General features: G+C 70.5%; 20 protein-coding genes. 9 read left to right on the top strand and 11 right to left on the bottom strand.

Features of this window, described 5'->3' with window-relative positions; translation table 11 throughout:
• Positions 1 to 7: 7 nt before the first annotated feature.
• The 7 genes from EAS64_RS35900 to EAS64_RS35870 form a co-directional block, all read right to left on the bottom strand.
• Positions 8 to 1,876, bottom strand: a complete 1,869-nt coding sequence (locus EAS64_RS35900) for a complex I subunit 5 family protein (RefSeq protein ID WP_145860439.1) — start codon at positions 1,874 to 1,876, stop codon at positions 8 to 10.
• 41 nt (positions 1,877 to 1,917) lie between these two features.
• On the bottom strand, positions 1,918 to 2,265 hold the full coding sequence (locus tag EAS64_RS35895) for a cation:proton antiporter subunit C (RefSeq protein ID WP_145860437.1): 348 nt from the start codon (positions 2,263 to 2,265) through the stop codon (positions 1,918 to 1,920).
• Between the two features lie 73 nt (positions 2,266 to 2,338).
• Positions 2,339 to 3,097: an MnhB domain-containing protein gene (locus EAS64_RS35890; RefSeq protein ID WP_145860435.1), complete on the bottom strand. Its 759-nt coding sequence runs from the start codon at positions 3,095 to 3,097 to the stop codon at positions 2,339 to 2,341.
• Positions 3,094 to 3,336 (bottom strand): Na(+)/H(+) antiporter subunit B, encoded by a 243-nt coding sequence (locus EAS64_RS35885; RefSeq protein ID WP_145860433.1) that lies wholly within the window; start codon positions 3,334 to 3,336, stop codon positions 3,094 to 3,096. Before EAS64_RS35885 ends, EAS64_RS35890 begins: the two co-directional genes overlap by 4 nt.
• A complete protein-coding gene (locus EAS64_RS35880) occupies positions 3,333 to 3,671 on the bottom strand; it encodes a monovalent cation/H(+) antiporter subunit G (protein ID WP_145860432.1) in 339 nt (112 codons plus the stop codon). Before EAS64_RS35880 ends, EAS64_RS35885 begins: the two co-directional genes overlap by 4 nt.
• 31 nt (positions 3,672 to 3,702) lie before the next feature.
• A complete protein-coding gene (locus EAS64_RS35875; protein ID WP_145860430.1) occupies positions 3,703 to 3,954 on the bottom strand; it encodes a monovalent cation/H+ antiporter complex subunit F in 252 nt (83 codons plus the stop codon).
• On the bottom strand, positions 3,951 to 4,442 hold the full coding sequence (locus tag EAS64_RS35870) for a Na+/H+ antiporter subunit E (RefSeq protein ID WP_187366424.1): 492 nt from the start codon (positions 4,440 to 4,442) through the stop codon (positions 3,951 to 3,953). Before EAS64_RS35870 ends, EAS64_RS35875 begins: the two co-directional genes overlap by 4 nt.
• A 174-nt stretch (positions 4,443 to 4,616) precedes the next feature.
• Here EAS64_RS35870 and fdh point away from each other — a divergent pair, with 174 nt between their 5' ends.
• From fdh to nrfD, 3 genes are read left to right on the top strand one after another with little or no spacing between them, the layout of a single operon-like run.
• Positions 4,617 to 7,934 carry a formate dehydrogenase gene (gene fdh / locus EAS64_RS35860; RefSeq protein WP_187366423.1) on the top strand — a complete coding sequence of 1,106 codons (3,318 nt, stop codon included), beginning with the start codon at positions 4,617 to 4,619 and terminating at the stop codon, positions 7,932 to 7,934.
• 47 nt (positions 7,935 to 7,981) lie between these two features.
• Positions 7,982 to 8,851, top strand: a complete 870-nt coding sequence (locus tag EAS64_RS35855; RefSeq protein WP_222849875.1) for a 4Fe-4S dicluster domain-containing protein — start codon at positions 7,982 to 7,984, stop codon at positions 8,849 to 8,851.
• A complete protein-coding gene (gene nrfD / locus EAS64_RS35850) occupies positions 8,848 to 9,855 on the top strand; it encodes an NrfD/PsrC family molybdoenzyme membrane anchor subunit (RefSeq protein ID WP_145860420.1) in 1,008 nt (335 codons plus the stop codon). Before EAS64_RS35855 ends, nrfD begins: the two co-directional genes overlap by 4 nt.
• A 76-nt stretch (positions 9,856 to 9,931) precedes the next feature.
• On the opposite strand, the gene EAS64_RS35845 is transcribed toward nrfD, so the two are convergent.
• Positions 9,932 to 10,648, bottom strand: coding sequence for a dienelactone hydrolase family protein (locus EAS64_RS35845; protein WP_145860418.1), 717 nt, complete (start codon positions 10,646 to 10,648; stop codon positions 9,932 to 9,934).
• A gap of 78 nt (positions 10,649 to 10,726) precedes the next feature.
• On the opposite strand from EAS64_RS35845, the gene EAS64_RS35840 reads away from it, so the two are divergent.
• Both EAS64_RS35840 and EAS64_RS35835 read left to right on the top strand, forming a co-directional pair.
• The gene (locus EAS64_RS35840) at positions 10,727 to 11,536 is read left to right on the top strand and encodes a helix-turn-helix transcriptional regulator (protein WP_145860416.1); all 810 of its coding nucleotides are present in this window, start codon (positions 10,727 to 10,729) and stop codon (positions 11,534 to 11,536) included.
• 10 nt (positions 11,537 to 11,546) lie between these two features.
• Positions 11,547 to 12,263 carry an SDR family NAD(P)-dependent oxidoreductase gene (locus EAS64_RS35835; protein WP_145860414.1) on the top strand — a complete coding sequence of 239 codons (717 nt, stop codon included), beginning with the start codon at positions 11,547 to 11,549 and terminating at the stop codon, positions 12,261 to 12,263.
• 39 nt (positions 12,264 to 12,302) lie between these two features.
• Here EAS64_RS35835 and EAS64_RS35830 read toward each other — a convergent pair whose 3' ends face one another.
• The 3 genes from EAS64_RS35830 to EAS64_RS35820 form a co-directional block, all read right to left on the bottom strand.
• Positions 12,303 to 13,727, bottom strand: coding sequence for an amidase (locus tag EAS64_RS35830; protein ID WP_222849854.1), 1,425 nt, complete (start codon positions 13,725 to 13,727; stop codon positions 12,303 to 12,305).
• Between the two features lie 205 nt (positions 13,728 to 13,932).
• Complete coding sequence (locus tag EAS64_RS35825; protein ID WP_145860410.1) at positions 13,933 to 15,240, bottom strand: Rieske 2Fe-2S domain-containing protein; 1,308 nt, start codon at positions 15,238 to 15,240, stop codon at positions 13,933 to 13,935.
• A gap of 145 nt (positions 15,241 to 15,385) precedes the next feature.
• A complete protein-coding gene (locus EAS64_RS35820) occupies positions 15,386 to 17,158 on the bottom strand; it encodes an IlvD/Edd family dehydratase (protein ID WP_145860408.1) in 1,773 nt (590 codons plus the stop codon).
• 292 nt (positions 17,159 to 17,450) lie between these two features.
• On the opposite strand from EAS64_RS35820, the gene EAS64_RS35815 reads away from it, so the two are divergent.
• The 4 genes from EAS64_RS35815 to EAS64_RS35800 all read left to right on the top strand — a co-directional run bounded on the left by EAS64_RS35815 (position 17,451) and on the right by EAS64_RS35800 (position 21,643).
• Positions 17,451 to 17,852 carry an ATP-binding protein gene (locus tag EAS64_RS35815; protein WP_145860407.1) on the top strand — a complete coding sequence of 134 codons (402 nt, stop codon included), beginning with the start codon at positions 17,451 to 17,453 and terminating at the stop codon, positions 17,850 to 17,852.
• A 21-nt stretch (positions 17,853 to 17,873) separates the two neighbouring features.
• Positions 17,874 to 18,242, top strand: a complete 369-nt coding sequence (locus EAS64_RS35810) for an STAS domain-containing protein (RefSeq protein WP_145860406.1) — start codon at positions 17,874 to 17,876, stop codon at positions 18,240 to 18,242.
• Between the two features lie 196 nt (positions 18,243 to 18,438).
• A complete protein-coding gene (locus tag EAS64_RS35805; protein ID WP_187366422.1) occupies positions 18,439 to 19,671 on the top strand; it encodes a glycosyltransferase in 1,233 nt (410 codons plus the stop codon).
• A gap of 208 nt (positions 19,672 to 19,879) precedes the next feature.
• Positions 19,880 to 21,643, top strand: coding sequence for a thiamine pyrophosphate-dependent enzyme (locus EAS64_RS35800; RefSeq protein WP_145860401.1), 1,764 nt, complete (start codon positions 19,880 to 19,882; stop codon positions 21,641 to 21,643).
• Positions 21,644 to 21,693 lie beyond the last annotated feature (50 nt).

Here is a 21,693-nt window from a genome sequence, read left to right as displayed (position 1 = left end):
TGTCCGGTCAGTGCAGCGCCCACTGACCGAGGGCGGCGAGCAGCGCAAGGCCGGCCACCAGCCAGGTGACCTGGTCACCGACGAGACCGCTGTGCAGGCGGCGCAGCCATCGGGTGCCTGCGGCCAGTGCCTGGCGGAGCCGCGAGGCCCGCCGGTCCAGGGCGACGGCCGCCACGCAGAGCGCGGCAAGCACCTGGCCCAGGTCAGCGAGGACACCGCCCGCAGACGCCGCAGTGGAGGCCGGGACGACGGTCCGACCTGCCGTGGCGGACCCGCGGTGGGTGCCAAGCACTGCCGCCGCGTAGGCCGCCCGGTCCGAGAAGGACGACGCGGCGGCCGCGGCATGTTCCGCTATGCCGGCTGTCAGCCCGAGCCCCAGCCCGATCGCGAGCAGCGCCAGCGGCGGCAGCACCATGGTCAGCGGCACGCGACGCTCCTGCCCTGAGCGCTCTCGCCTGCCCTGATCCTGTTCCTCTTCCTGTTCCGCGTCGGCCGTGTCGGACCTATCCTCGGCCTCTTCCCCCGGGTCATCTGCGGTACCAATGTCCGCATCTGGACTTTCGGTATCTCCCCAGCCCAGCCAGATCCGTGCCGCGGCCCGCAGCACGGCACCGCTGGAGGCGATAACGCACGCGGCGATCACGATTTCCAGCCACGGCAGGCCGGCCTGGTCCGCCGCGTCCACCAGCAGCGCGTGCCCGGTCGAGGAAACGAAGGGCGGCAGGTCGGCCAGGACCAGCGCACCCACGGCGATCGTGACGCCGGTGACCGCTAGCCCGCGGCCGCGGCCGCGCAGCCTGGTCTCGCTGACGCTGGACCGCTCGTGCTGCAGGACGCCGACGCCGAGGAACAGCGCGGACTTGGCCAGGCCGTCGCCGATCACCAGCAGCGACGCGCCGGCTAGGCCCAGCGGGCTAAGCAGGCCGACACCGATCAGGTAAATGCCCAGGTGGCTCATGGTGACAAAGGCCAGCATCCGCTTCAGGTGCAGCTGCGCCAGTGCCATGACCGCGCCGACCACCGCGGTGAGGATCGCGAACCCGAGCAGCACCGCCCGCATCCGAGCTTCTGACCCGCCGGCCAGGCCGGAGAAGACGGTAACCCACACCCGGATCACGGCGAACAGCCCGAGCTCGCTCATCACCCCGGCGAACAGCACGCATACCGGGATCGGGGCCGAGCCGTAGGCGTCGGGCAGCCAGAAGTGGAACGGAACGACCGCGGCCTTGATCAGAAAGCCGCCAGTCAGGAGTGCGAACGCCACGACGACCAGCCCGTCGGCATGCCGTCCGCTCAGGGCCTGGCCGATCTGGGCCAGGTTCAGCGAGCCGGTGCGCGCATACAGGAAGCCGATGCCCATCAGGACGGTCAGGCCCCCGAGGCTGTTGGTGACCGCGAAGTTGATCGCTCCCTGCAGCGGGCCCGGGTACCCGGCGTTGTAGCCGGTGAGCGCGTAGGCGGTCACGGCGACCAGTTCGAACGCGACGAACAGGTTAAAGAGGTCCCCGGTCAGGCAGAAGTCGACGCTGCCAGCCAGGAAGATCAGCACCAGGGCGTGGTGGCGGCCGCGGGCGGTGTCGAAGTACCGCCAGCAGTAGACCAGAGCGGCGCTGGCCAGCAGCCCCGCCAGGGACGCCATGCCCGCCCCGAGCGGGCCGACCGCGTAGTCGACCCCGATGGCCCTGCCCCCAGCGGGACGCCAGCCGGAGAACCAGTAGATCATCGGGCGGCCCGCACTGGCGGCCACCAGGATCAGGGTCAGGATGGTGGTGGCGAGCGCGACCGCGATGGCGATCGAGTCTCTGGCCCACCGGGGCAGCAGCCGGCTGAACCCGGCCAGCAGGGCCGCGCCGGCGAGCGGAACCGCGATCGACACTGGAACGACGGCCGAAGCCGACCCGGCGAGGTCCACGGCGGTCAGTCCCTGGTTGCCCGGAGCGCGTCGGGATCCAGCGTGCCCGCTCGCTTGTGCACCTGCACTGCCAGCGCGAGCAGCAGGCCGGTCACCGCGGCTCCCACCACCACATCGGTGAGCGCCAGCGCTTGCATGACGGCGTCGACGGCCGGTCCCGGGTGGGCAGGCAGGCTGACGAACACCGGGGCGTGACCGCCGCCGCGGTAGCCGATCTCCAGCAGCAAGATGTCGGTGGCGGATTGCGCAACCGACAAACAGACCACCAGGTGAATGAGGTTGCGGCTGGTCACGACGCCGTAGACGCCGACGAGGAAGAGCCAGGCGACGACGCCGTAGGCCAGGGCACTCACACGGCCACCTCGCTGGCGCTCGGAGTCCGCATTCGCGGACACACTGTGCTTACTGATTCGCTCGCAAGCTCGCTCATTGTCGCCTCGGCCGGATGACCGCCGTCTGGTCAAGGAACTCCGAGGCCAGGATCGCGAAACCGGCCGCCACCTCCACGCCGACGACCAGGTTAAGCAGCGGGATGGTGCCCCCTGAGATCAGGGTGCCCGCGACGCCCAGGCCGACGACGTTGCTCAGGAAGGAAGCGCCGGCTAGCAGGCCGAGCAGGCCGATGAACACGTATCCGGAGGCGCCCACCCCGTCGGATGCCTCAAGCAGCGGGGCCGGCTGGAACCGCTCCACCGTTCGGTAGTTGGTGCCCAGGTAAACAACGTAGAAGGCGCTGGCCAGAATTACGCCGCCCTGGAAGCCGCCGCCCGGTGTGAGCTGGCCGTGCGTGACCGTCTCGATGCCGATCAGCACGAGCAGGGAGCTGAGGAACACCGCAAGCAGCCACACTGCCGGGCCGGGCGGCGGGATCGCACGGTCCGGCGCCTTGTCCTCGGGGAGCTCGCGAGTCTCGTCGCTGAGCGGGCGCAGCAGCACAGAGATCCCAGCCACCGCGCTGAGCAGGATGAACTCCTCAAACAGGGTGTCGATTCCGCGGTAGTCGAAGGTGGTGGCCGACACCACGTCGGTGACGTGCCGCTGCTGCTGCGCAACTGCGTTGAGCATCCGGGCGTAGGCGGTGAGCTGGCTGCCGAACGACGGCAGGCCGGCCAGGCCAGCACCAAGGGTCACCGCCAGCGCCGCCGCGGCCACCGCGAAGAACGCCAGGCGTGCGCGCCGACTCACTCCTGGTCCTTCCGCACCTTGGCCAGGCTGAGCAGTACGATCAGCGGCACCGCGATGGCACCGACCACGATCTGTGACAGTGCCACGTCTCCGGCCTGCAATGACAGGTAAAGAAAGGCGAGCGCTAGCCCGAAGAACCCGGCCACGAAGGCCTGGCGGAGCGGGTCCCTGGTCAGCACCACGGCCGTGCCCGACACGGCCACCCAGACCAGCGCGACCGCGATCACCACCTCGTTCACTGTTCCCCCCCGGACGGGCTCACCCCGTTGTCCTGTGGATCCGCCCAGGTGGCGCCGTGCCGGATCGCGATGGCGCGAGCCATGGCGTGGCCGACAAGCGGATTGGCGACGATCAGGATCACGGCGACGCCAATGGCGGCCAGTCCCGACGCCGAGAGGCCGGCGCGCACCACCACCGCGGCGCAGATCCCTGTTGAGCCGAGCATCGCGGCCGGGGTGGTCAGGTGCAGTCGGTCCAGCGGGTCGTCGAGGACTGCCATTCCCACGCACGAGCCGACCACGACCACCAGCCCCGCCACTAGCAGGACCGTCGAGATGACCCCGGTCAGCGTCATCGGCCAGTCACCCTCATGACACAGCCGCCTGTCACAGCCACCGCTCAAGGAACCGGGCGAAGGCGACTGAGCCTCCGCTGGACAACGCGGCAAGCACCACGGCAAGCGACGCGAGTCCGGGTTCGCCGTACCCGACGGCCAGGCACAGCACGGCCAGTGCCTGGACCGTGCCGGCCAGCCCCAGGGCCACCACCCGGTGCTCGGAGTCGAAACGCCAGCACACCCACGCGCAGGGAATCAGCGCCACCTGGAGCACCAGCGCCGCCGCGAGGAACCAGCTCATCCCGGCAGCGCCTGGCGTGCGCCGGCCGGGTGCGGACCGGACGGGGGGCCTCCGGCCAGCCGGTGCACCAGCGCCGTGCCCGCTTCCATGTCAATGTCCACGACGACCGTGTTCGGTGCCGCAGACAGCAGCGCGGTCAGCACCGCTTCCCGCCGCGCGGCCGGCCATTCGCGCAGGACCGGCCCAGTATCCAGCGGCACGGTGCACAGCGCGCCCGGCGCCGCCTGGCGACCAGACGCCTTGCGAGCGGCCAGCGCGAAGACCTGCCCGGTTTCGGCCACCACCTGCCACGGCACGGCCGCGAGCGTGCGCAGGTCGGCGGCCCGGACGCTGGGTACCATCTTTCCGCGGTCGCTGAGGAGGTAGCCCGCGCCCACGGCAAGCACCGCAGCCGCCGACCCCGCCGCCAGGTCCTCCGCGTCCGGCTGACCGGCCAGCACGATCCACATTCCGAGCAGCGCGCCGGCGTAGACCAGTCCGCCTGTCACGAGGAACAGCCACCTCGGCCGCTCCCTCGGCGCACTGTCCTCCCGCCGGCCTTGGTGCCGCCTGCTTTTTTCGGCCATGTGGCGCGTCTTCCCTGATCAGGTGGGGGCAAACACCTGGTTTAACGGGGCGCGGCTGAGGTAGCACGACGGTACCGAGAAGGGGGAGAGCCGCCGATGGGTGTCCGTACCTGGATCGAAGGCTGGCCGGTGTACCGGCAGGTGACCGGCGCTGACTCGTTTGGCAGGGGCGCCGCGGTGCAGAGCCAGGTGAGCGCCGGGCTGACGGCGCGCACCGCCACGGCGGACACAGTGGTCAAGTCCGTTTGCCCGTACTGCGCCGTGGGCTGCGGTCAGAACGTCTACGTAAAGGACGACCGGGTAGTCCAGATCGAGGGCGATCCCGACTCCCCGGTGTCCCGGGGGCGGCTGTGCCCGAAGGGGTCGGCGAGCCTCCAGCTCACCACCGGCTCCGCCCGGCAGTACCAAGTCCTCTACCGGCGCCCGTACGGCACCGCGTGGGAGCCGCTCGGCCTGGAGACGGCGATGGACATGATCGCCGACCGGATCATCGCCTCCCGCCGCGCCGGATGGCAGTGGGAGGTGGACGGTCCAGACGGCAGCAGAGCGGTCAGGCGGACACTCGGGTTCGCCTCGCTTGGCGGCGCGACGCTCGACAACGAGGAAAACTACCTGCTCAAGAAGCTGTTTACGGCGCTCGGGGCAGTGCAGATCGAGAACCAGGCCCGCATTTGACACTCCGCCACCGTCCCCGGTCTGGGGACTTCGTTCGGGCGCGGCGGCGCCACCAATATGCTGCAGGACCTGCGCAACGCCGACTGCATCGTGATCGAGGGATCCAACATGGCCGAGTGCCATCCGGTCGGATTCCAGTGGGTGATGGAGGCCAAGGCGCGCGGCGCGAAGATCATCCACATCGACCCGCGGTTCACCCGGACGAGCGCCGTCGCCGACCTGCACGTGCCGCTGCGCGCCGGGTCCGACATCGTTCTGCTCGGCGGGCTGATCAACCACGTGCTTTCCAGCGGACAGTTCTTCCGCGAGTACGTGCTCAACTACACCAACGCGGCGACGATCATCTCCGCGGAGTTCGCGGACACCGAGGACCTGGACGGGCTGTTCTCCGGCTTCGACCCCGACAGCCGTTCCTACGACCCGGGCACCTGGACGTACGAGGGCACCGAGGTGCAGGCCGCGTCGGGTGAGCGGGACGCGGAATACGAGGACAGGACCGGCCCGGGCGAATCGTCGTCCGCCGAGTCGGCGTCCGCGGACTCGTCCGCGGTCCGCACGGCCGCGCGCGGCGAGGCGCACGGCTCGGGCGGCGCGCACGTCGGCACGCCGCGGACCGACCCGACGCTCGAGCACCCGCGGTGCGTGTTCCAGATACTCAGGCGCCACTTCGCGCGCTACACCGCCCAGGTAGTGGAGCGGGCCTGCGGGATTGACCCGAACACGTTCGGGATGATCTGTGACTCGATCACCTCGAATTCCGGGCGCGAGCGGACGACCGCGTTCGTCTACAGCGTCGGCTGGACCCAGCACACCACGGGCGTGCAGAACATCCGCGCCGCCTCGATCCTGCAGACGCTGCTCGGCAACATCGGGCGGCCGGGCGGCGGCATCATGGCGCTGCGCGGGCATGCCTCGATTCAGGGCTCCAGCGACATCCCGACGCTGTTCGACCTGCTGCCCGGCTACATCCCGATGCCGCACGCGCACACCAACGAGGACCTGGACTCGTTCGTCACCGCCGAGGGCACCGACAAGGGGTTCTGGGCGAACATGCGTGCCTACACGGTGAGCCTTTTGAAGGCGTGGTGGGGCTCCGCTGCGACGGCGGACAACGACTACTGCTTCGACTACCTGCCGCGGCTGACCGGCAGCCACTCCACCTACGAGACCGTGATGGCGCAGCTCGCGGGCGACTGCGAGGGCTACCTGGTGCTCGGTGAGAACCCCGCGGTGGGCTCGGCCAACGGCAAGCTGCAGCGGCTCGGCATGGCCAACCTCAAGTGGCTGGTGGTGCGCGACTTCTCGCTGATCGAGTCCGCGACGTTCTGGAAGGACGGCCCGGAGATCGACAGCGGCGAGCTGCGGACGCAGGACATCGGCACCGAGGTGTTCTTCATGCCCGCCGCCGCGCACACCGAGAAGAGCGGCAGCTTCACCAACACCCAGCGGATGCTGCAGTGGCACCACACCGCGGTGGAGCCCGCGGGGGACGCGCGCAGCGAGCTGTGGTTCACGTATCACCTGGGACGATTGATACGGTCCAAGCTAGCCGGGTCTGGTTCCGGGTCTGTTTCCAATATGGACCGGCCGGTGATGGACCTGACCTGGGACTATCCGGTGTCCGGTGCGATCGGGGAGCCGTCGGCCGAGGCGGTGCTCGCCGAGATCAACGGCTGGGGCGGCGACGGTGCTCCGCTGTCCGCCTACACGCAGCTGAAGGACGACGGGTCCACCGTCTGCGGCTGCTGGATCTACTGCGGTGTGTACGCCGACGGGGCCAACCAGGCCGCGCGGCGTAAGCCGGGCCAGGAGCAGAACTGGATCGCGCCCGAGTGGGGCTGGGCCTGGCCCGCCAACCGGCGCATCCTGTACAACCGCGCGTCCGCCGATCCGCGGGGGCGGCCGTGGAGCTCGCGCAAGGCGCTGGTGTGGTGGGACGCCGCGGAGGGCAAGTGGGCCGGGCACGACGTGCCGGACTTCGTGCCTGACAAGGCACCTGATTACCAGCCGCCGGATGACGCGGTCGGCCCCGCGGCGCTCGCCGGGACCGACCCGTTCATCATGCAGGCCGACGGCAAGGCGTGGCTGTACGCGCCGGCCGGGCTTGTCGACGGGCCGCTGCCCGCGCACTACGAGCCGCAGGACTCGCCGCTGTCCAACCCGCTGTACGGGCAGCAGCGCAACCCGGCCAGGCAGGTGACCGCGTTCGGTCATCCGGACAACCGGTTCCAGCCGTCGAACGGCTCGCCGCGCTCCGACATGTTCCCCTACGTGGCCACCACGTACCGGCTGACGGAGCACCACACCGCGGGCGGGATGAGCCGGTGGCTGCCCTACCTGGCGGAGCTGCAGCCGGAGTTCTTCTGCGAGGTGTCGCCGGAACTCGCGGCCGAGCGCGGCCTGGTGCACATGGGCTGGGCGACGATCGTCACCGCGCGCAACGCGGTGGAGGCGCGGGTGCTCGTGACGTCCCGGATTCCGTCGCTGACCGTTGACGGGCGGCGGCTGCACCAGATCGGGCTGCCGTATCACTGGGGCTGGGCCGGGTACAGCACCGGCGATTCGGCCAACGACCTGATCGAGATCAGCCTGGACCCGAACGTGCACATCCAAGAGGACAAGGCCTTCGCCTGCGACATCAGGCCCGGGCGGCGACCGGTCGGTTCGGCACGGCCCGCTCTGGTCAGGGAGTACCGGGAGCGGGCGGGGATCGACGAGCGGACGGGGATGGCGCCATGACCGCCGTGGACGTGACCATCGGACCTCGACCATCCGGGCCGGATGGGATGGACAGCTATCCGGGCGGGCAGCCGCGGATGGGCTTCTTCACCGACACCTCGGTGTGCATCGGGTGCAAGGCCTGCGAGGTGGCGTGCAAGGAGTGGAACGGTGTGCCCGAGGACGGTCTCGCGCTCACCGGGATGTCGTACGACAACTCGGTGGGGCTGAGCGCCGACACCTGGCGGCACGTGGCGTTCATCGAGCAGGAGCGGCCGGTTACCGTGCCGGACGGTGCAGCGGATGGCTCTTCTGGGCGGCCGGGCTCGCTGCGCTGGCTGATGTCGTCGGACGTGTGCAAGCACTGCACGCATGCCGCCTGCCTCGACGTGTGCCCGACTGGGGCGCTGATGCGCACCGAGTTCGGCACCGTGGTGGTGCAGGCGGACGTGTGCAATGGCTGCGGCTACTGCATTCCTGCCTGCCCGTACGGGGTGATCGACCAGCGCGAGGAGGACGGCCGGGCCTTCAAGTGCACGATGTGCTACGACCGGCTCGGCGCCGGCCTGGAGCCGGCCTGCGCCAAGGCATGCCCGACCGACTCGATCCAGTTCGGGCCGCTTGATGAGTTGCGGATACGGGCTTCCGCACGGCTTGCGGACCTGCACGCGGCGGGCGAGGCGGGCGCGCGGCTGTACGGGCACGACCCGTCGGACGGCGTCGGCGGCGACGGCGCGTTCTTCCTGCTGCTCGACGAGCCCGAGGTGTACGGCCTGCCACCGGATCCGGTGGTGACCACGCGGGACCTGCCCTCGATGTGGCGGCATGCCGGAGCGGCGGCCGCGGCGCTCGGCGCCCTCGCAGCCGCGTCGTTCGCGGCTAGCGCGCTCGGCGAGCGGCTCGGCATCGGGCGCCTTGGCGCTGGGGGGCGGCGATGAGCGGGGTAGCGCAGCGCAGCGGCGTGCGGCGGTGGCGGGGCGGCCGGCGGGGCGAACGGCCGATGGTGCCGAAGGCCGAGTTCACCTCCTACTACGGCAAGCCGGTGCTCAACCCGCCGGTCTGGGAGGCGCGGGAAATCGCGGGTTACTTCTTCCTCGGCGGTCTCGCCGGCGGGTCTTCGCTGCTCGCCGCGGGCGCCGACCTCACCGGCCGTCCCGGTCTCGCCAGGACCGCGAAGACCGGCGCGCTCGCGGCGGGCCTCGTCTCGGTGGTCGCCCTCGTGCACGACCTCGGCCGGCCGGCCCGGTTCTTCAACATGATGCGGGTGTTCAAGGTGACCTCGCCGATGAGCGTCGGGTCCTGGCTGCTCGGCGGCTACCTGCCCGCCGCCGGGGTGGCGGCCGTTTGTGCTTTGACGGGGCGACTGCCCCGGGTCGGCGCCACGGCCACCGCGGGTGCGGCGCTGCTCGGTCCCGGCGTGGCCGCGTACACCGCCGTGCTGATCGGCGACACCGCCGTGCCCGCCTGGCATGACGGCTACCCGGAGATGCCGTTCGTGTTCGCCGGCTCTGCCGCCATGGCCGCGGGCGGACTCGGCCTGCTCGCCGCGCGGTCGGACGAATCGGAGCCGGCGCGGAACCTGGCGCTTGCCGGCCAGGTCATGGAGATGCTCGCCTTCGAACGGATGACGCACCGGATCGGGATGATCGCCGAGCCGTACCACTCCGGGCGCGGCGGTGCGTACATCAGGGCGGGGCAGGTACTCGGCGCGATCGGCGCGACCGGGGCGGCGCTGTCCGGCACTCCCCTGGTGCCAGCCGGCGTTCCCCGGCGCGTGGTGGCAGCGGTGTCGGGCGCCGCGCTGATGGCCGCGTCCGCGGCGACCCGCTTCGGCGTCTTCCACGCGGGGATGGCCTCGGCGCGCGACCCGAAGTACACGCTGGTGCCGCAGCGCGAGCGGCTCGCCAAGCGGGGGTCGGCGCATGCGGTGCCGCCCGCCTGACGTGGCGGGTTCGAGGCACGGTTCGAGGCTATAAGGCCAGGCCAGCGCGGTCCCGCGGCGCGGTTTACGAGGCGGTCTACGAGGCGAACAACGCCAGCACGCGCGTCCACGCGTCGTCCCTGGCCTGCTTGCTGTACTCCGGGGTGTCCGGCCACCAGAACGCATGGTGCAATCCCGGATAGCTCACCACCTCATGGCCGGGGCCGGCCGCGCGCAGCGCTGCGGCGATCTCCCTGCGCTGCCCGGCAGTGATCAGGAAGTCGTCCTCGCCGACCAGGTACAGCAGGCGTCCCTTGATGCCCGGTGCCAGGTCGAGCGTCGGGGCCGGCTGGCTCAGCGGTATGTCCGTCACGGTCAGCCAGCCGCCGTACAGGACGGCGGTGCGGTCGATGTCGAGCGAGCAGGCCGCGAGGAACGCCAGGTGCCCGCCCGCGCTGAAGCCCAGCATGGCGATGCGCTCTATCCGCGGCTGGGAGCGCAGCCAGGCGATGGCCGCTGCCGTGTCGTCGAGCGCGTGCTGACGGGTCAGCTCGTTCAGGTAGCCGAAGCCCTCCGCGCGGCCCGCGCCGTCGCGCGGCAGCCAGCGGCCGGCCGGCGCGGACCGGTGGTAGAACTCGGGCGCGACCGTGAGAAACCCTGCTCCGGCGAGGTCGTCGGCCACGGCCGCGATACCGGGATTCACCCCGAACAGCTCGTGCACGACGATCACGCCGGTGGCCGCGGCGGTAGCGGGCCTGGCCAGGTAGGCGGGCAGCAGGGTGCCGTCGGAGACTGGGATCGAGACTGTTGTCATGCCGCCAACCCTAGGAAGGGCCACCGGCGGTAACCAGAGCGCTTCATTACTAGTAACGCCATCACTAGGCTGGATGTCATGGCCTCCGCCGGAGATCCGCAAGCGCTCGGCGAACTGCTGCGGTCGCGCCGCGAGCGGCTCGCGCCCGCCGACGTCGGGCTGCCGCCAGGCACACGGCGGCGGACAGCTGGGCTGCGCCGCGAGGAAGTCGCGCAGCTCGCCAACGTGTCCGTCACCTACTACACGTTCCTCGAGCAGGGCCGCCAGGCGCGGCCTTCTGAGCAGGTGCTCGACGCGCTGGCCGCCGCGCTGCGGATGACGGCCGCCGAGCGGAGATACCTGCTGACCCTCGCCTACGGTTCCGATGAGGCACCGCCTGCGCCGCGCGAGCGGCTCGGCCCCGGCGTCGACGATCTCGTGCAGCGGCTCGAGCCGTACCCCACCATGGTCAAGGGCCGCCGCTGGGACGTGCTCGCCGCTAACCCGGCCGCGCGCGAGCTGTTCGGCGACTGGTCGGGCGGGTCAGCCGGCGCTGGCGGCTCCGGCGAGCGCAACCTCGTGCGCTGGATGTTCACCAGCGACGCCGCCAGGGACATCTACCTGGAGTGGGAGCCCGAGGCGCGGGCGATGCTCGGCCGCTTCAGGCTCGCCGCCGCGCGGCACCCGGGCGACCCGAGCGTCGCGCGGCTGATCGAGGAGCTGCAGCGGGAAAGCCCGCAGGTCCGCGACTGGTGGCCGGCCCATGACGTGACCGCCATCGGCGGCGAGGGCGTGAAGAAGCTGCGGCATCCTCGCTTCGGGCCCGTGGAGTACTCGCACGTCATCTTGCAGGTCGCCGACAACCCCGACCACGTGATGGTCACCTATTCGCCCGTCGAGGGGAACTGATGGGAACGCCATGAACCGGGCAGGCGAGAAGGTCGCCATTATCACCGGCGGCTCCCAGGGCATCGGCGCGAGCCTGGTCGCGGCCTACCGCGGGCAAGGCTGGAGCGTGGTAACCAGCGCCCGCGCCATGAAACCGGCCGCGGACCCCGGCGTTTTCGCCATCGAAGGCGACATCGCCGACCCCGTCACCGCCGAGCGGATCGTCAGCGGGGCAATCGAACGATTCGGCCGAATCGACACGCTCATCAACAACGCCGGTGTCTACGTGTCAAAGCCGTTCACCGACTACACCGCCGAGGACTACGCCCAGGTGGTCGGTGTCAACATCAACGGGTTCTTCTGGCTTACCCAGCGGGCCATCGCTGAGATGCTCAGGCGGCGCGGCGGCCACGTGGTCAATATCTCGGCCACCATCGCGGAACGCCCGAGCTCCGGCGAGCCCTCGGTGCTGACCGCGCTGACCAAGGGCGGCCTGGCCGCGGCCACCCGGTCGCTTGCCGTCGAGTACGCCTCCCGCGGCATCCGGGTCAACGCCGTCTCGCCTGGCATCATCCAGACGCCCGCACATCCGGCGGAAAGCTATGCGGGTCTCGGCGACCGGCTTCCTCCGCTCGGGCACGTCGGCCAGGTCAGCGACGTCGTCGACGGCATCTTGTTCCTCGAGGCATCGCCGTACATCACCGGTGAGATCCTGCACATCGACGGCGGCCAGATCGCCGGCCACTGACCGGCCGCCGCTCCGTGACGACGGCCGGCTGGTCGCCCGTCAGGCGTGGATGGGCGGGTGGCGGTCGCTCCAGGGGGCAGCCTGCTCGAGCTGGCTGGCGACGCGGACCAGGAGGTCCTCGCGGCCGTAGGCGGCGACCAGCTGGACGCCGACCGGCAGGCCGCCCGGGGTCCAGTGCAACGGGAGGCTGATGGCCGGCTGGCCGGTCATGTTGAACTGCGCCGTGTAGGGGATGAAGCTGATGATCCTGACGCCCTCCTCCTCGGGGCCCGCTGCGGTGAACCAGCCGAGCTCGGGCGGCGGCGCGCCGACGGTGGGCGTCAGCAGCAGGTCGTGGCCGGTCCACCAGTCCGCCATGCGGCGGGCCCAGGCCTCGAGCCAGGAGCGGCTCTGCAGGTAGGCCACCGCACCGAGGTCCTTGCCGGCCCGCCGGTAGGCGACGTTGCGCGGTTCTATCTCGTCCTCGCCGATCGGGCGGCCGATCAGCAGCTCGAAGGCGCGCATGGTCGCCTCGGTGTCGGCGGCGATGATCGTGTTGAAATGCCCGATGATCTCCTGGTCGTACATGGCCGCCGGCGCCGACTCCTCGACGTGGTGGCCGAGCGATTCGAGCAGCCGGGCGGCGCCAGCCACCGCGGCGCGGCACTCCGGGTCGTCGAGGTAGCCCTCGAGGCCCGGCCGGTCGAGCCAGCCGATGCGCAGCCTGCCCGGGTCGGCGCCAACCTCCTGCACCAGCGGGCGCGGCAGCGGCGGCGCGTAGTAGGGGTCGCCAGGCATGGGCTTGCCGATCACGTCGAGGATGCCCGCCGCGTCGCGGACGGTGCGGGTGACCGCGCCGTCGATCGTGCTTCCCGCCCATGCCTCGCCGATCAGCGGGCCCTGGCTCACCCGTCCCCTGGTCGGCTTGAGCCCGACGAGGCCGCACTCACTCGCCGGGATGCGGATGGAGCCGCCGCCGTCGTTGGCGTGCGCCACCGGGACCAGGCCCGCCGCCACCGCGGCGGCCGAGCCGCCCGATGAGCCGCCGGTCGAATGATCCGGGTTCCATGGGTTGCGCGCCGGCGGGAAACTCTTCGGCTCGGTGGTCACCGTGGTGCCGAGTTCGGGCACGTTGGTCCGCCCGAGCGGTACGAAGCCTGCCGCGCGGAAGTGTTCCGCCAGGTAAGAGGTGAACGGGAACGCCACGTCGCGCAGCGGCCCGATGCCGAACGCCGTCGTCTCGCCCGCGACCGTGCAGCCCAGGTCCTTCAGCAGGATCGGCACACCGCGGAACGGCCCGTCGGGCAGGTCGCCCGCGGCCTCCAGCCGCGCCTCGTCGAACCTGGTGCGGATCACGGCGTCCAGCTTGGGATTGACCGTCTCGATCCTGGCGATGGCCTGCTCGGCCAGTTCCGCGGGACTTACCTCGCCGCGGCGGACAAGTTCTGCCTGTGCGGTGGCGTCGAGCCACGTCGTCTCTCCCACGTCGCACACGTTACTCGCGCGTAACGCGGCGCGGTAGCGTCAGTTACCCCCGCGGGACCGGCAGCGGTCAGGTGTGGACAGGTCAGTGACGGGTAGGGCTGCGGCCGGTCGGCCCGCTGGTCAGGCGGGCGGTTCAGCGCAGCAGATGGCCAGCTCTCCCAGGGGCGAAGAGCCGGCCATCTTGTCCTAGTTCGCGGCGCACTTCCTAGAGGTCGAAGGCCTCCTGGATGACCGGGTCCGCGCCGGTGCCGAGGGCGCGCCAGTCCTCGTCCGGCTCGAGGATCTTCTCCGCGCCGCGGATAGAGGTGAAGTCGCCGGTGAGCGCCGGGGGCTCCTTGCCCTCGGCGAGGCCCTTGGCCGCCGAGATCAGAAGGTGCCGCATCCGGCTGACCGCCCGGTCGGTCGAGCCGAGCTGCTCCTGTGTCCTGTCGTAGATCGGGCCCATCGACTCGGTCACCATCAGGTCCTGGCTGACGAAATCGGAGACGCCGCTGAAGATGCCGTAGCGCTGCGCTTCCCGGTTGATCTGGTAGTCGTTCTCCGCCGTGTACTCGCGGGCGACGATGCCGCCGGCTCCGCGCTGCGTCGGCACCGTGAACGGGGCGCCGGGCACGGCGAAGAGGTTGGCGCCGCCGAGGTCGCGCGGGTTCCTGCGGGCGCGTGACATGAGGATGTAGCGCCAGCAGTTCTCGTCGTCGATCGGCACGAACAGGCCCTGGCCCGAGCTGAACGGAATGGACGCCACCATGGTCGAGTACGGCAGCGCGTAGGCGGTGATCCGCACGTGCGTGTTGCCGTTCGGCGTGGTCCGGATGCCCGCGTACCGGTACCCGTACCAGGTGTCATCGACCTCAAGCCGCGGTGCCCTGTCATGCCGCCAGAACTTCCATGACATCCAGTTCGACGGATAGCCGGGCTTGTCGGAGCCGTCGTCGGGAATGTCGTCGATCGCGTCGAACTGGTGCAGGTGCGAGATGTGCGACGTGTCGAGGTTGCCCTCCATGGCCTGCACCCAGTTGCACGTTGAGTGCTGCTTTGCCGCGATGAACTCGCTCGCGTCGGCCCCGTCGGTGCCGAAATCCCTGAACGGGGTCATCGTCTCGCGCGGCCCCATGTAGGTCCAGACGATCCCGCCGGACTCGTGCACTGGGTAGGCGCGCATCCGGACCTTCTCGCAGAACGGCGCAGGCTCGCTCGGCATGTCCACGCACTTGCCGTCCACGTCGAACGCCCAGCCGTGGTACACGCAGCGGATCGCGGCGTCCTCGTTGCGGCCGAAGTACAGGGACGCGCCGCGGTGCGGGCAGTTCTCCTGGACCAGGCCGACCCGGCCGCGGGTGTCGCGGAACGCGACCAGGTTCTCGCCGAGCAGCCGCACCCGCAGCGGCGCGCCGCCCGGCTCCGGAATCTCCGCCGTCAAGCAGGCCGGCGTCCAGTAGCGGCGCAGCAGGTCGCCCATCGGCGTTCCCGGCCCGACCCTGGTCAGGATCTCGTTCTCTTCCGCCCGCAGCACGACAGCACCTCCGCGTTGACCGATCGCCGGGCACCCGGTGCCCGCCCGGCCTTGTGCTAACCGTCGCACCGGGCAAAACGCACTGTCAATTATCAGATGAAGTTATCGGCGCTATACTGCGCACTAATGTTCGCATCGTCGCTGGTCAATGCGAGTCGCGGCCGACCTCCGAGCCGCTGGCCCCGATGAGGAAATCCAGGTCGCAGCCGGTGTCGGCCTGCTGGACGTGTTCGGTATAGAGCCAGGTCCAGCCGCGGGTGACCGGGCGCGGCGGCGGGGTCCACGCGGCGCGGCGCAGCGCGAGCTCGTCGTCTGGCACCTCCAGGGTGAGCGCGCGGGCGGGGACGTCGATGGTGATCCAGTCGCCGGTGGCGACCATGGCGAGCGGTCCGCCGGCCGCCGCCTCGGGCGCCACGTGCAGCACGACGGTGCCGTAGGCGGTGCCGGACATCCGGCCGTCGCAGATCCGTACCATGTCTTTGACGCCGCGCTTGAGCAGCTTTGCGGGCAGTGGCACGTTGGCGGTCTCCGGCATGCCGGGATAGCCCTTCGGGCCGCAGTAGCGGATCACCAGGACGGTGTTCTCGTCGACATCGAGGTCCGCATCGGCGGCCACCGCGTAGTAGGCCTCGGGCGAGTCGAAGACCAGGACGCGGCCGCGGTGCTTGAGCAGGTGCGGCGACGCGGCGGACTGCTTGATGACCGCGCCGTCCGGCGCCAGGTTGCCGCGCAGCACCGCGGTGCCGGTGCCCGCCTCCTGGAACGGCGAATCGATCGGCATGATGACATCGCGGTTCCAGCAGGGCGCGTCGGCGACGTTCTCCGCGACGGTCTTGCCGGTGACGGTGAGCGCGCCGGCGTGCAGCAGGCCGCCGAGCTCGCGCATCACCGCGGGCAGTCCGCCCGCGTAGCAGAAGTCCTCCATCAGGTACTTGCCGCTCGGCTGCAGGTTGACCAGTGTGGGCACGTCCCTGATCAGCGTGTCGAAGTCGTCGAGCCGCAGCGGCACGCCGAGCCGGCCCGCGATGGCCAGCAGGTGGATGACCGCGTTGGTGGACCCGCCGATCGCGGCGTTGACCTTGATCGCGTTCTCGAACGCCTCCCTGGTCATGATCTTCGCCGGGGTCAGGTCGTTCTCCACCATGTCGATGATGACCTGCCCCGCCCGCTGCGCGGTCTCGTAGCGCCGGGAGTCCACCGCCGGCCAGGACGCCGAGTACGGCAGCTGCATGCCGAGCGCCTCGGCCATCGACGCCATCGTGGACGCGGTGCCCATCGTCATGCAGTGCCCGTCAGACCGTGACATGCACCCCTCGGCGAACGCGCACTCTTCCTGCGTCATCCGGCCGGCCAGCAGATCCTCCTCCCAGCGCCACACCGCGGTGCCTGAGCCCACGTCGGTTCCCTGGTACTTGCCGTTCAGCTTCGGGCCGCCGGTGACCATGATCGCGGGCAGCCCCACGCTTGAGGCCGCCATCAGCAGGCCGGGCGTCGTCTTGTCGCAGCCGGACAGCAGCACCACCCCGTCGAGCGGGTTGGCGCGGATGAGCTCCTCGGCCTCCATCGCGAGCAGGTTCCTGTACAGCATCGCCGTCGGCCGCAGCAGCGTCTCCCCCAGGGCCATCGCCGGGAACTCAAGCGGGAAGCCGCCCGCCTGCCACACCCCGCGCTTGACCGACTCGGCCACCCGGTGCAGGTGCACGTTGCACGGCGCGAGCTCCGACCAGGTGGTCGCGATCCCGATCACCGGCCTGCCGTCGAACACCTCGGAGGTGAACCCCTGGCTGCGCATCCACGACCGGTGGTTCATCCCGGCCCGCCCCGTCGCCGCGAACCAGGTCGCGCTGCGCCTGCCTGACGTCGCGGAGCTGCCTGAGGTAGCGGGCCTGCCTGAAGAGTGGGGGCTGCTTGTCGTCATGGTCCTTTTGTAGCGCCATGTCCGGGTCACCGGAAGTCCGGGAGGGCGCCCGGCTCTTATGGGCGGTACGTGCGGGCGCGATTGTTTGAGGTGCCGATGAGCGGGTATTGCGCTGCATCGTGCCAGCTCAGTCACCGGGACCGGCCAGACCGGCGCCGAAACGACGCCGGGACGGGCAGTGCCGGACTCGCGCGGTCTCGGCTTCGGCGGTATAACGCCGGTGTATCGTCAGACCGGAGTTCCCGCTTCGCCCAGCCGCAGCCGCAGCCGCAGCCAAGAGGTGCGACTGCCCGTGCCGACGAATGATGCCATGTACCACACATACCGCTCGGACCTTTCCGAGGTCCGCGCCCTCGTGCTCGAGCGCGCCAGGGAGGCCGGCCTCGCCGAGGGCAGAGCCAGCGACCTCGTGCTCGCGGTCAGCGAGGTGGCGGCCAACACGCTGCGGCACACCAAGTCGTCGGGCACCCTGGCCATCTGGCACAACGAGCGGGAGATCGTGTGCGAGATCCGCGACGAGGGGACCATCACCGACCCGCTCGCGGGCCAGGTCAGGCCGGCGCCTGACGCGACCGGCGGGCACGGTCTCTGGCTCGTCTACCAGGTCTGCGACTTCGTGGAGCTCAACTCCGACTCCAGCGGGACGACCATCCGGATGCACATGGCGCTGCCGTCACCGAACGGCGGGCACTGAGGAGCAACGGCGTCCCAGTTCATGTGGTACAACACGGGTGTGGACCTGCTCACGACATCTGTCGCGACGGTCGAGTCGGACAGTGAGCCTTACACGCTGGTGAAGCTCAGCGGCGAGGCCGACGTGACCAACAGCGACGCGCTACGCGAGGTGCTCGACGCCGAGGTGGCCAAGCTGCCGCGCTCGCTGATCATCGACCTGTCCGGCCTGCGCTTCATGGACTCCTCGGCCCTGCACGTGATCCTGCGCGCCAACCGGGCGATGGACCGCCAGGGGGGCGTGCTCGCCCTCGCGGGCCCGCGGGATCCGGTCGCCAAGATGCTTCGGCTTACCGCCGCTGACCAGCTAATTCCGGTTTACCCGAGCGTCAGCGAAGCCAGCGCGGGATAAAATTTCTCCCGTCGGCTGTTTACTCCGGCCCCCCGGGGGATATGATCCTTTCCAGTGGTGCCTACGACGCAGGCACGTTCCACGCCATCTATGGCGTGCGTGCTCGCGTGGCCCACTTTTTTATTTTCACGCTCAAGCTTCCAGGCCGCTCGACTCGCTCGCCGTGATGGGAATTCCCGCGGTGAGGAGACCTGGTATGAAGATCGCCCTGGTAGCACAGCACGCCACGTCAATGTCCGGCGACCCCGTTTCTGCTGAGACAGTTTCCGGCTCAGCTTCTTGCGGCACTGCCGGGTCGGCCACCGACTCACGGTTGCGCGAGCTGAGCAGGTCGCTGGCGAGCAACGGCCACCGGGTGACGGTGTACGCGCAGCGGCACAGCGCCACGTTGCCGGACCGTGCCGAGGTTTCCCCCGGTGTCACGGTCGAGTACATGGGTGCGGCCGCTGACAAGCTTGGCGAGTCTGACCTGCTCGCGCAGGTCCCGGCGTTCAGCCAGCCGCTGCACGAGCGGTGGCGCGGCGAGCGTCCCGACGTGGTGCACGCGCTGCGCTGGACCAGCGGACTGGCCTCCCTGGCCGCCGCCCGCAACCTGCGCATCCCCGTGGTGCAGTCGTTTGACTCCCTCAGCGTCGCCGAGCGGCGCCACCGCGTGGCGTCCGGCGACGCCGGCCCCGAGCGGATGCGGCTCGAGCCCGCCATCGGCCGCAGCGCGAACGCCGTGGTCGCCGGCAGCTCCGACGAGGAAAACGACCTGACCAGGCTCGGCGTGCCGCGCCGGTCCATCAGGATCGTGCCGTGGGGCGTGGACACCGAGGAGTTCACCCCCGAGGGCCCGGTCGCCGACCGCGGCGCGCGTCCCCGCCTGGTGACCATCGCGGACCTGCACGATCACGATGCGCTTGACTCCCTGCTGCGCGCGATGGCCAAGGTGCCGGGCGCGGAGCTCGTCGTGGCCGGCGGCCCGCCGCGCGAGCGGCTCCGCGACGACCTCGGCTTCCGCCGTCTCGCCAAGCTTTCCGACACCCTCGGCGTGGGCGGCCAGGTGCGGTTCGTCGGCCACGTCGGCCGCGACGCCCTGCCACCGCTGCTGCGCTCCGCCGACCTGATGGTCAGCGTCAGCGACTACGATCCGTCCGGCCAGACCGCCCTGCAGGCGATGGCCTGCGGGACGCCGGTCATCGCCTCGGCGGTCGGCAGCTACGTGGACGCCGTGGTGGACGGCACCACCGGCATCCTGGTCCCGCCGGGCCGTCCGGCCCTGCTCGCGCAGCGGATCCGCCAGCTGCTTGCGCACCCGATGATGCTCGAGGCCTTCAGCGTGGCCGCCGCCGACCGGGCGAAGTCCCGCTACTCCTGGGACCGGATCGCGCACGAGACGCTCGCTGTCTACGGCACTGCTGTGGACGCCGCCGCGATGGCGGCCTGACAGCTCCGGGTGGGCCATCCTCACCGGGCCCACCCGGTCGCCGGCCGCCCGTCCCCCCGGTCCGCTGGCTCCGTGCCCGCCTGGCGCGCATTCCCCCCGCGCGCCCGGCGGGCATGGTCATGTTTGAGCCCGGTCTCGGTGGACAGTCGGCCTAGGACCCGGCCTCGGTGGACAGTCGGGCCTAGAACTTCAGCAACGGGAGGCAGCGATGGCACAGATAGCGTCAGAGGCGCTCGTGGAGCGCCTCATCGACTGGGGCGTCGATACCGTCTTCGGGCTGCCAGGCGACGGCATCAACGGGATCATGGAAGGCCTGCGGCGGCACCGGGACAAGCTCGAATTCGTCCTGGTGCACCACGAGGAGGCGGCCGCGTTCATGGCGACCGCGCACGCGAAGGCGACCGGGCGGATCGGCGTCTGCCTGGCGACCTCGGGCCCCGGCGGCATTCACCTGCTTAACGGGCTGTACGACGCCAAGCTCGACCACGTCCCGGTGCTCGCCATCACCGGGATGCAGGAGACGTCCCTGCTCGGCACCGGCTACCAGCAGGAGGTAGCGCTCGATCGGCTGTTCGCCGACGTCGCCGAGTACGACATGATGATCTCCAACCCGGTGCAGATCCCCGCGGTGACCGACATGGCCATCCGCACCGCCTACGCGCGGCGCGGCGTCGCGCACATCACGATCCCCAACGACATCCAGGTCGCCGACGCCGGCGCCGATCCCTGGCAGCACGTGGCCCCGGCGAGCAACCCGAAGACCTCGGCCGTCTACCTCGCCGCGCCGGGGCTTCCCGCCGCGCAGGAGATTCAGCGGCTCGCCGACTTCCTCAACGACGGCGAGAAGATCGCCATCCTGGCCGGCGCCGGGTCGCTGCACGCCCGCGAGGAGCTGCTCGCCGTGGCCGAGGCCCTCGGCGCGCCGATCGTCAAGACGCTGCCCGGCAAGGCGGCCGTACCCGACGACTCGCCCTACACCACCGGCGGGATCGGGCTGCTCGGCACCAGGCCGTCCGAGGACCTGATGGACGAGATCGACACGCTGCTGATGGTCGGCACCAACTTCCCGTACACCAAGCACCTGCCGCAGAAGGCGGTGCGCTGCGCGCAGATCGAGGCCGACCCGGCCCGCGCGGGCGCCCGCATCCCCACCGAGCTGCCGGTCGTCGGTGACGCGAAGGAGACGCTGCGCGCCGTGCTCCCGCTGCTCAAGCAGCGGACCTCGGACGACTTTCTCAAGAAGTACCAGCAGGAGATGAACACCTGGCGGGGGAAGATGGCCGCGCTTGAGGACGCGGAGCGCGACCCGATCGCGCCGCAGTACCTGATGTCCGCGATCAGCGAACTCGCCGCCGACGACGCGATCGTGACCTGCGACAGCGGCACGATCGCCACCTGGGCGGCGCGGCACTGGACGATCCGCGGCGAGCGGCAGTTCTACCTGTCGGGCAACCTGGCCACGATGGCGCCTGGGCTGCCGTACGCGATCGGCATACAGCACGCCTTCCCCGGGCGGCAGGTCATCGCGTTCGTGGGCGACGGCGGCTTCGCGATGCTGATGGCCGAGTTCCTCACCGCCATCAAGCACAACCTCCCGGTCAAGGTCGTGATCAACAACAACAACTCACTCGGCCAGATCCTCTGGGAGCAGATGGTCCTCGGCTACCCCGAGTACGGTGTCAGGCATTCCGAGCCGTTCGCCGACTACGCGGCCTTCGCCACCGCCAACGGCGCGCTCGGCGCCAAGGTCATCGCGCCGGGCGAGGTCAAGCCCGCCATCGCGCGAGCGCTCAACCACCCGGGTCCCGCTCTCGTCGACGTGAACGTCAACCCGGCCGAGCCGCCGCTGCCCGGCAAGGTCGAATACGAGCAGGCGAAGAAGTTCGCCCTCGCGTTCCTGCGCGGTCAGCCGCACCGCGCCACGATAGCGACCACCCTGCTCAAGGACCGCATCCAGCAGTTCGGGTCCTGAGACTCGTGTGGTGGGCGGGGAACCACGCAACCGTTCGGTGCCGGGTTTCT

It is taken from the genome of Trebonia kvetii (assembly GCF_007827045.1).
Classification (GTDB): domain Bacteria; phylum Actinomycetota; class Actinomycetes; order Streptosporangiales; family Streptosporangiaceae; genus Trebonia; species Trebonia kvetii.
This window is presented reverse-complemented; position numbering and strand designations above follow the sequence as displayed.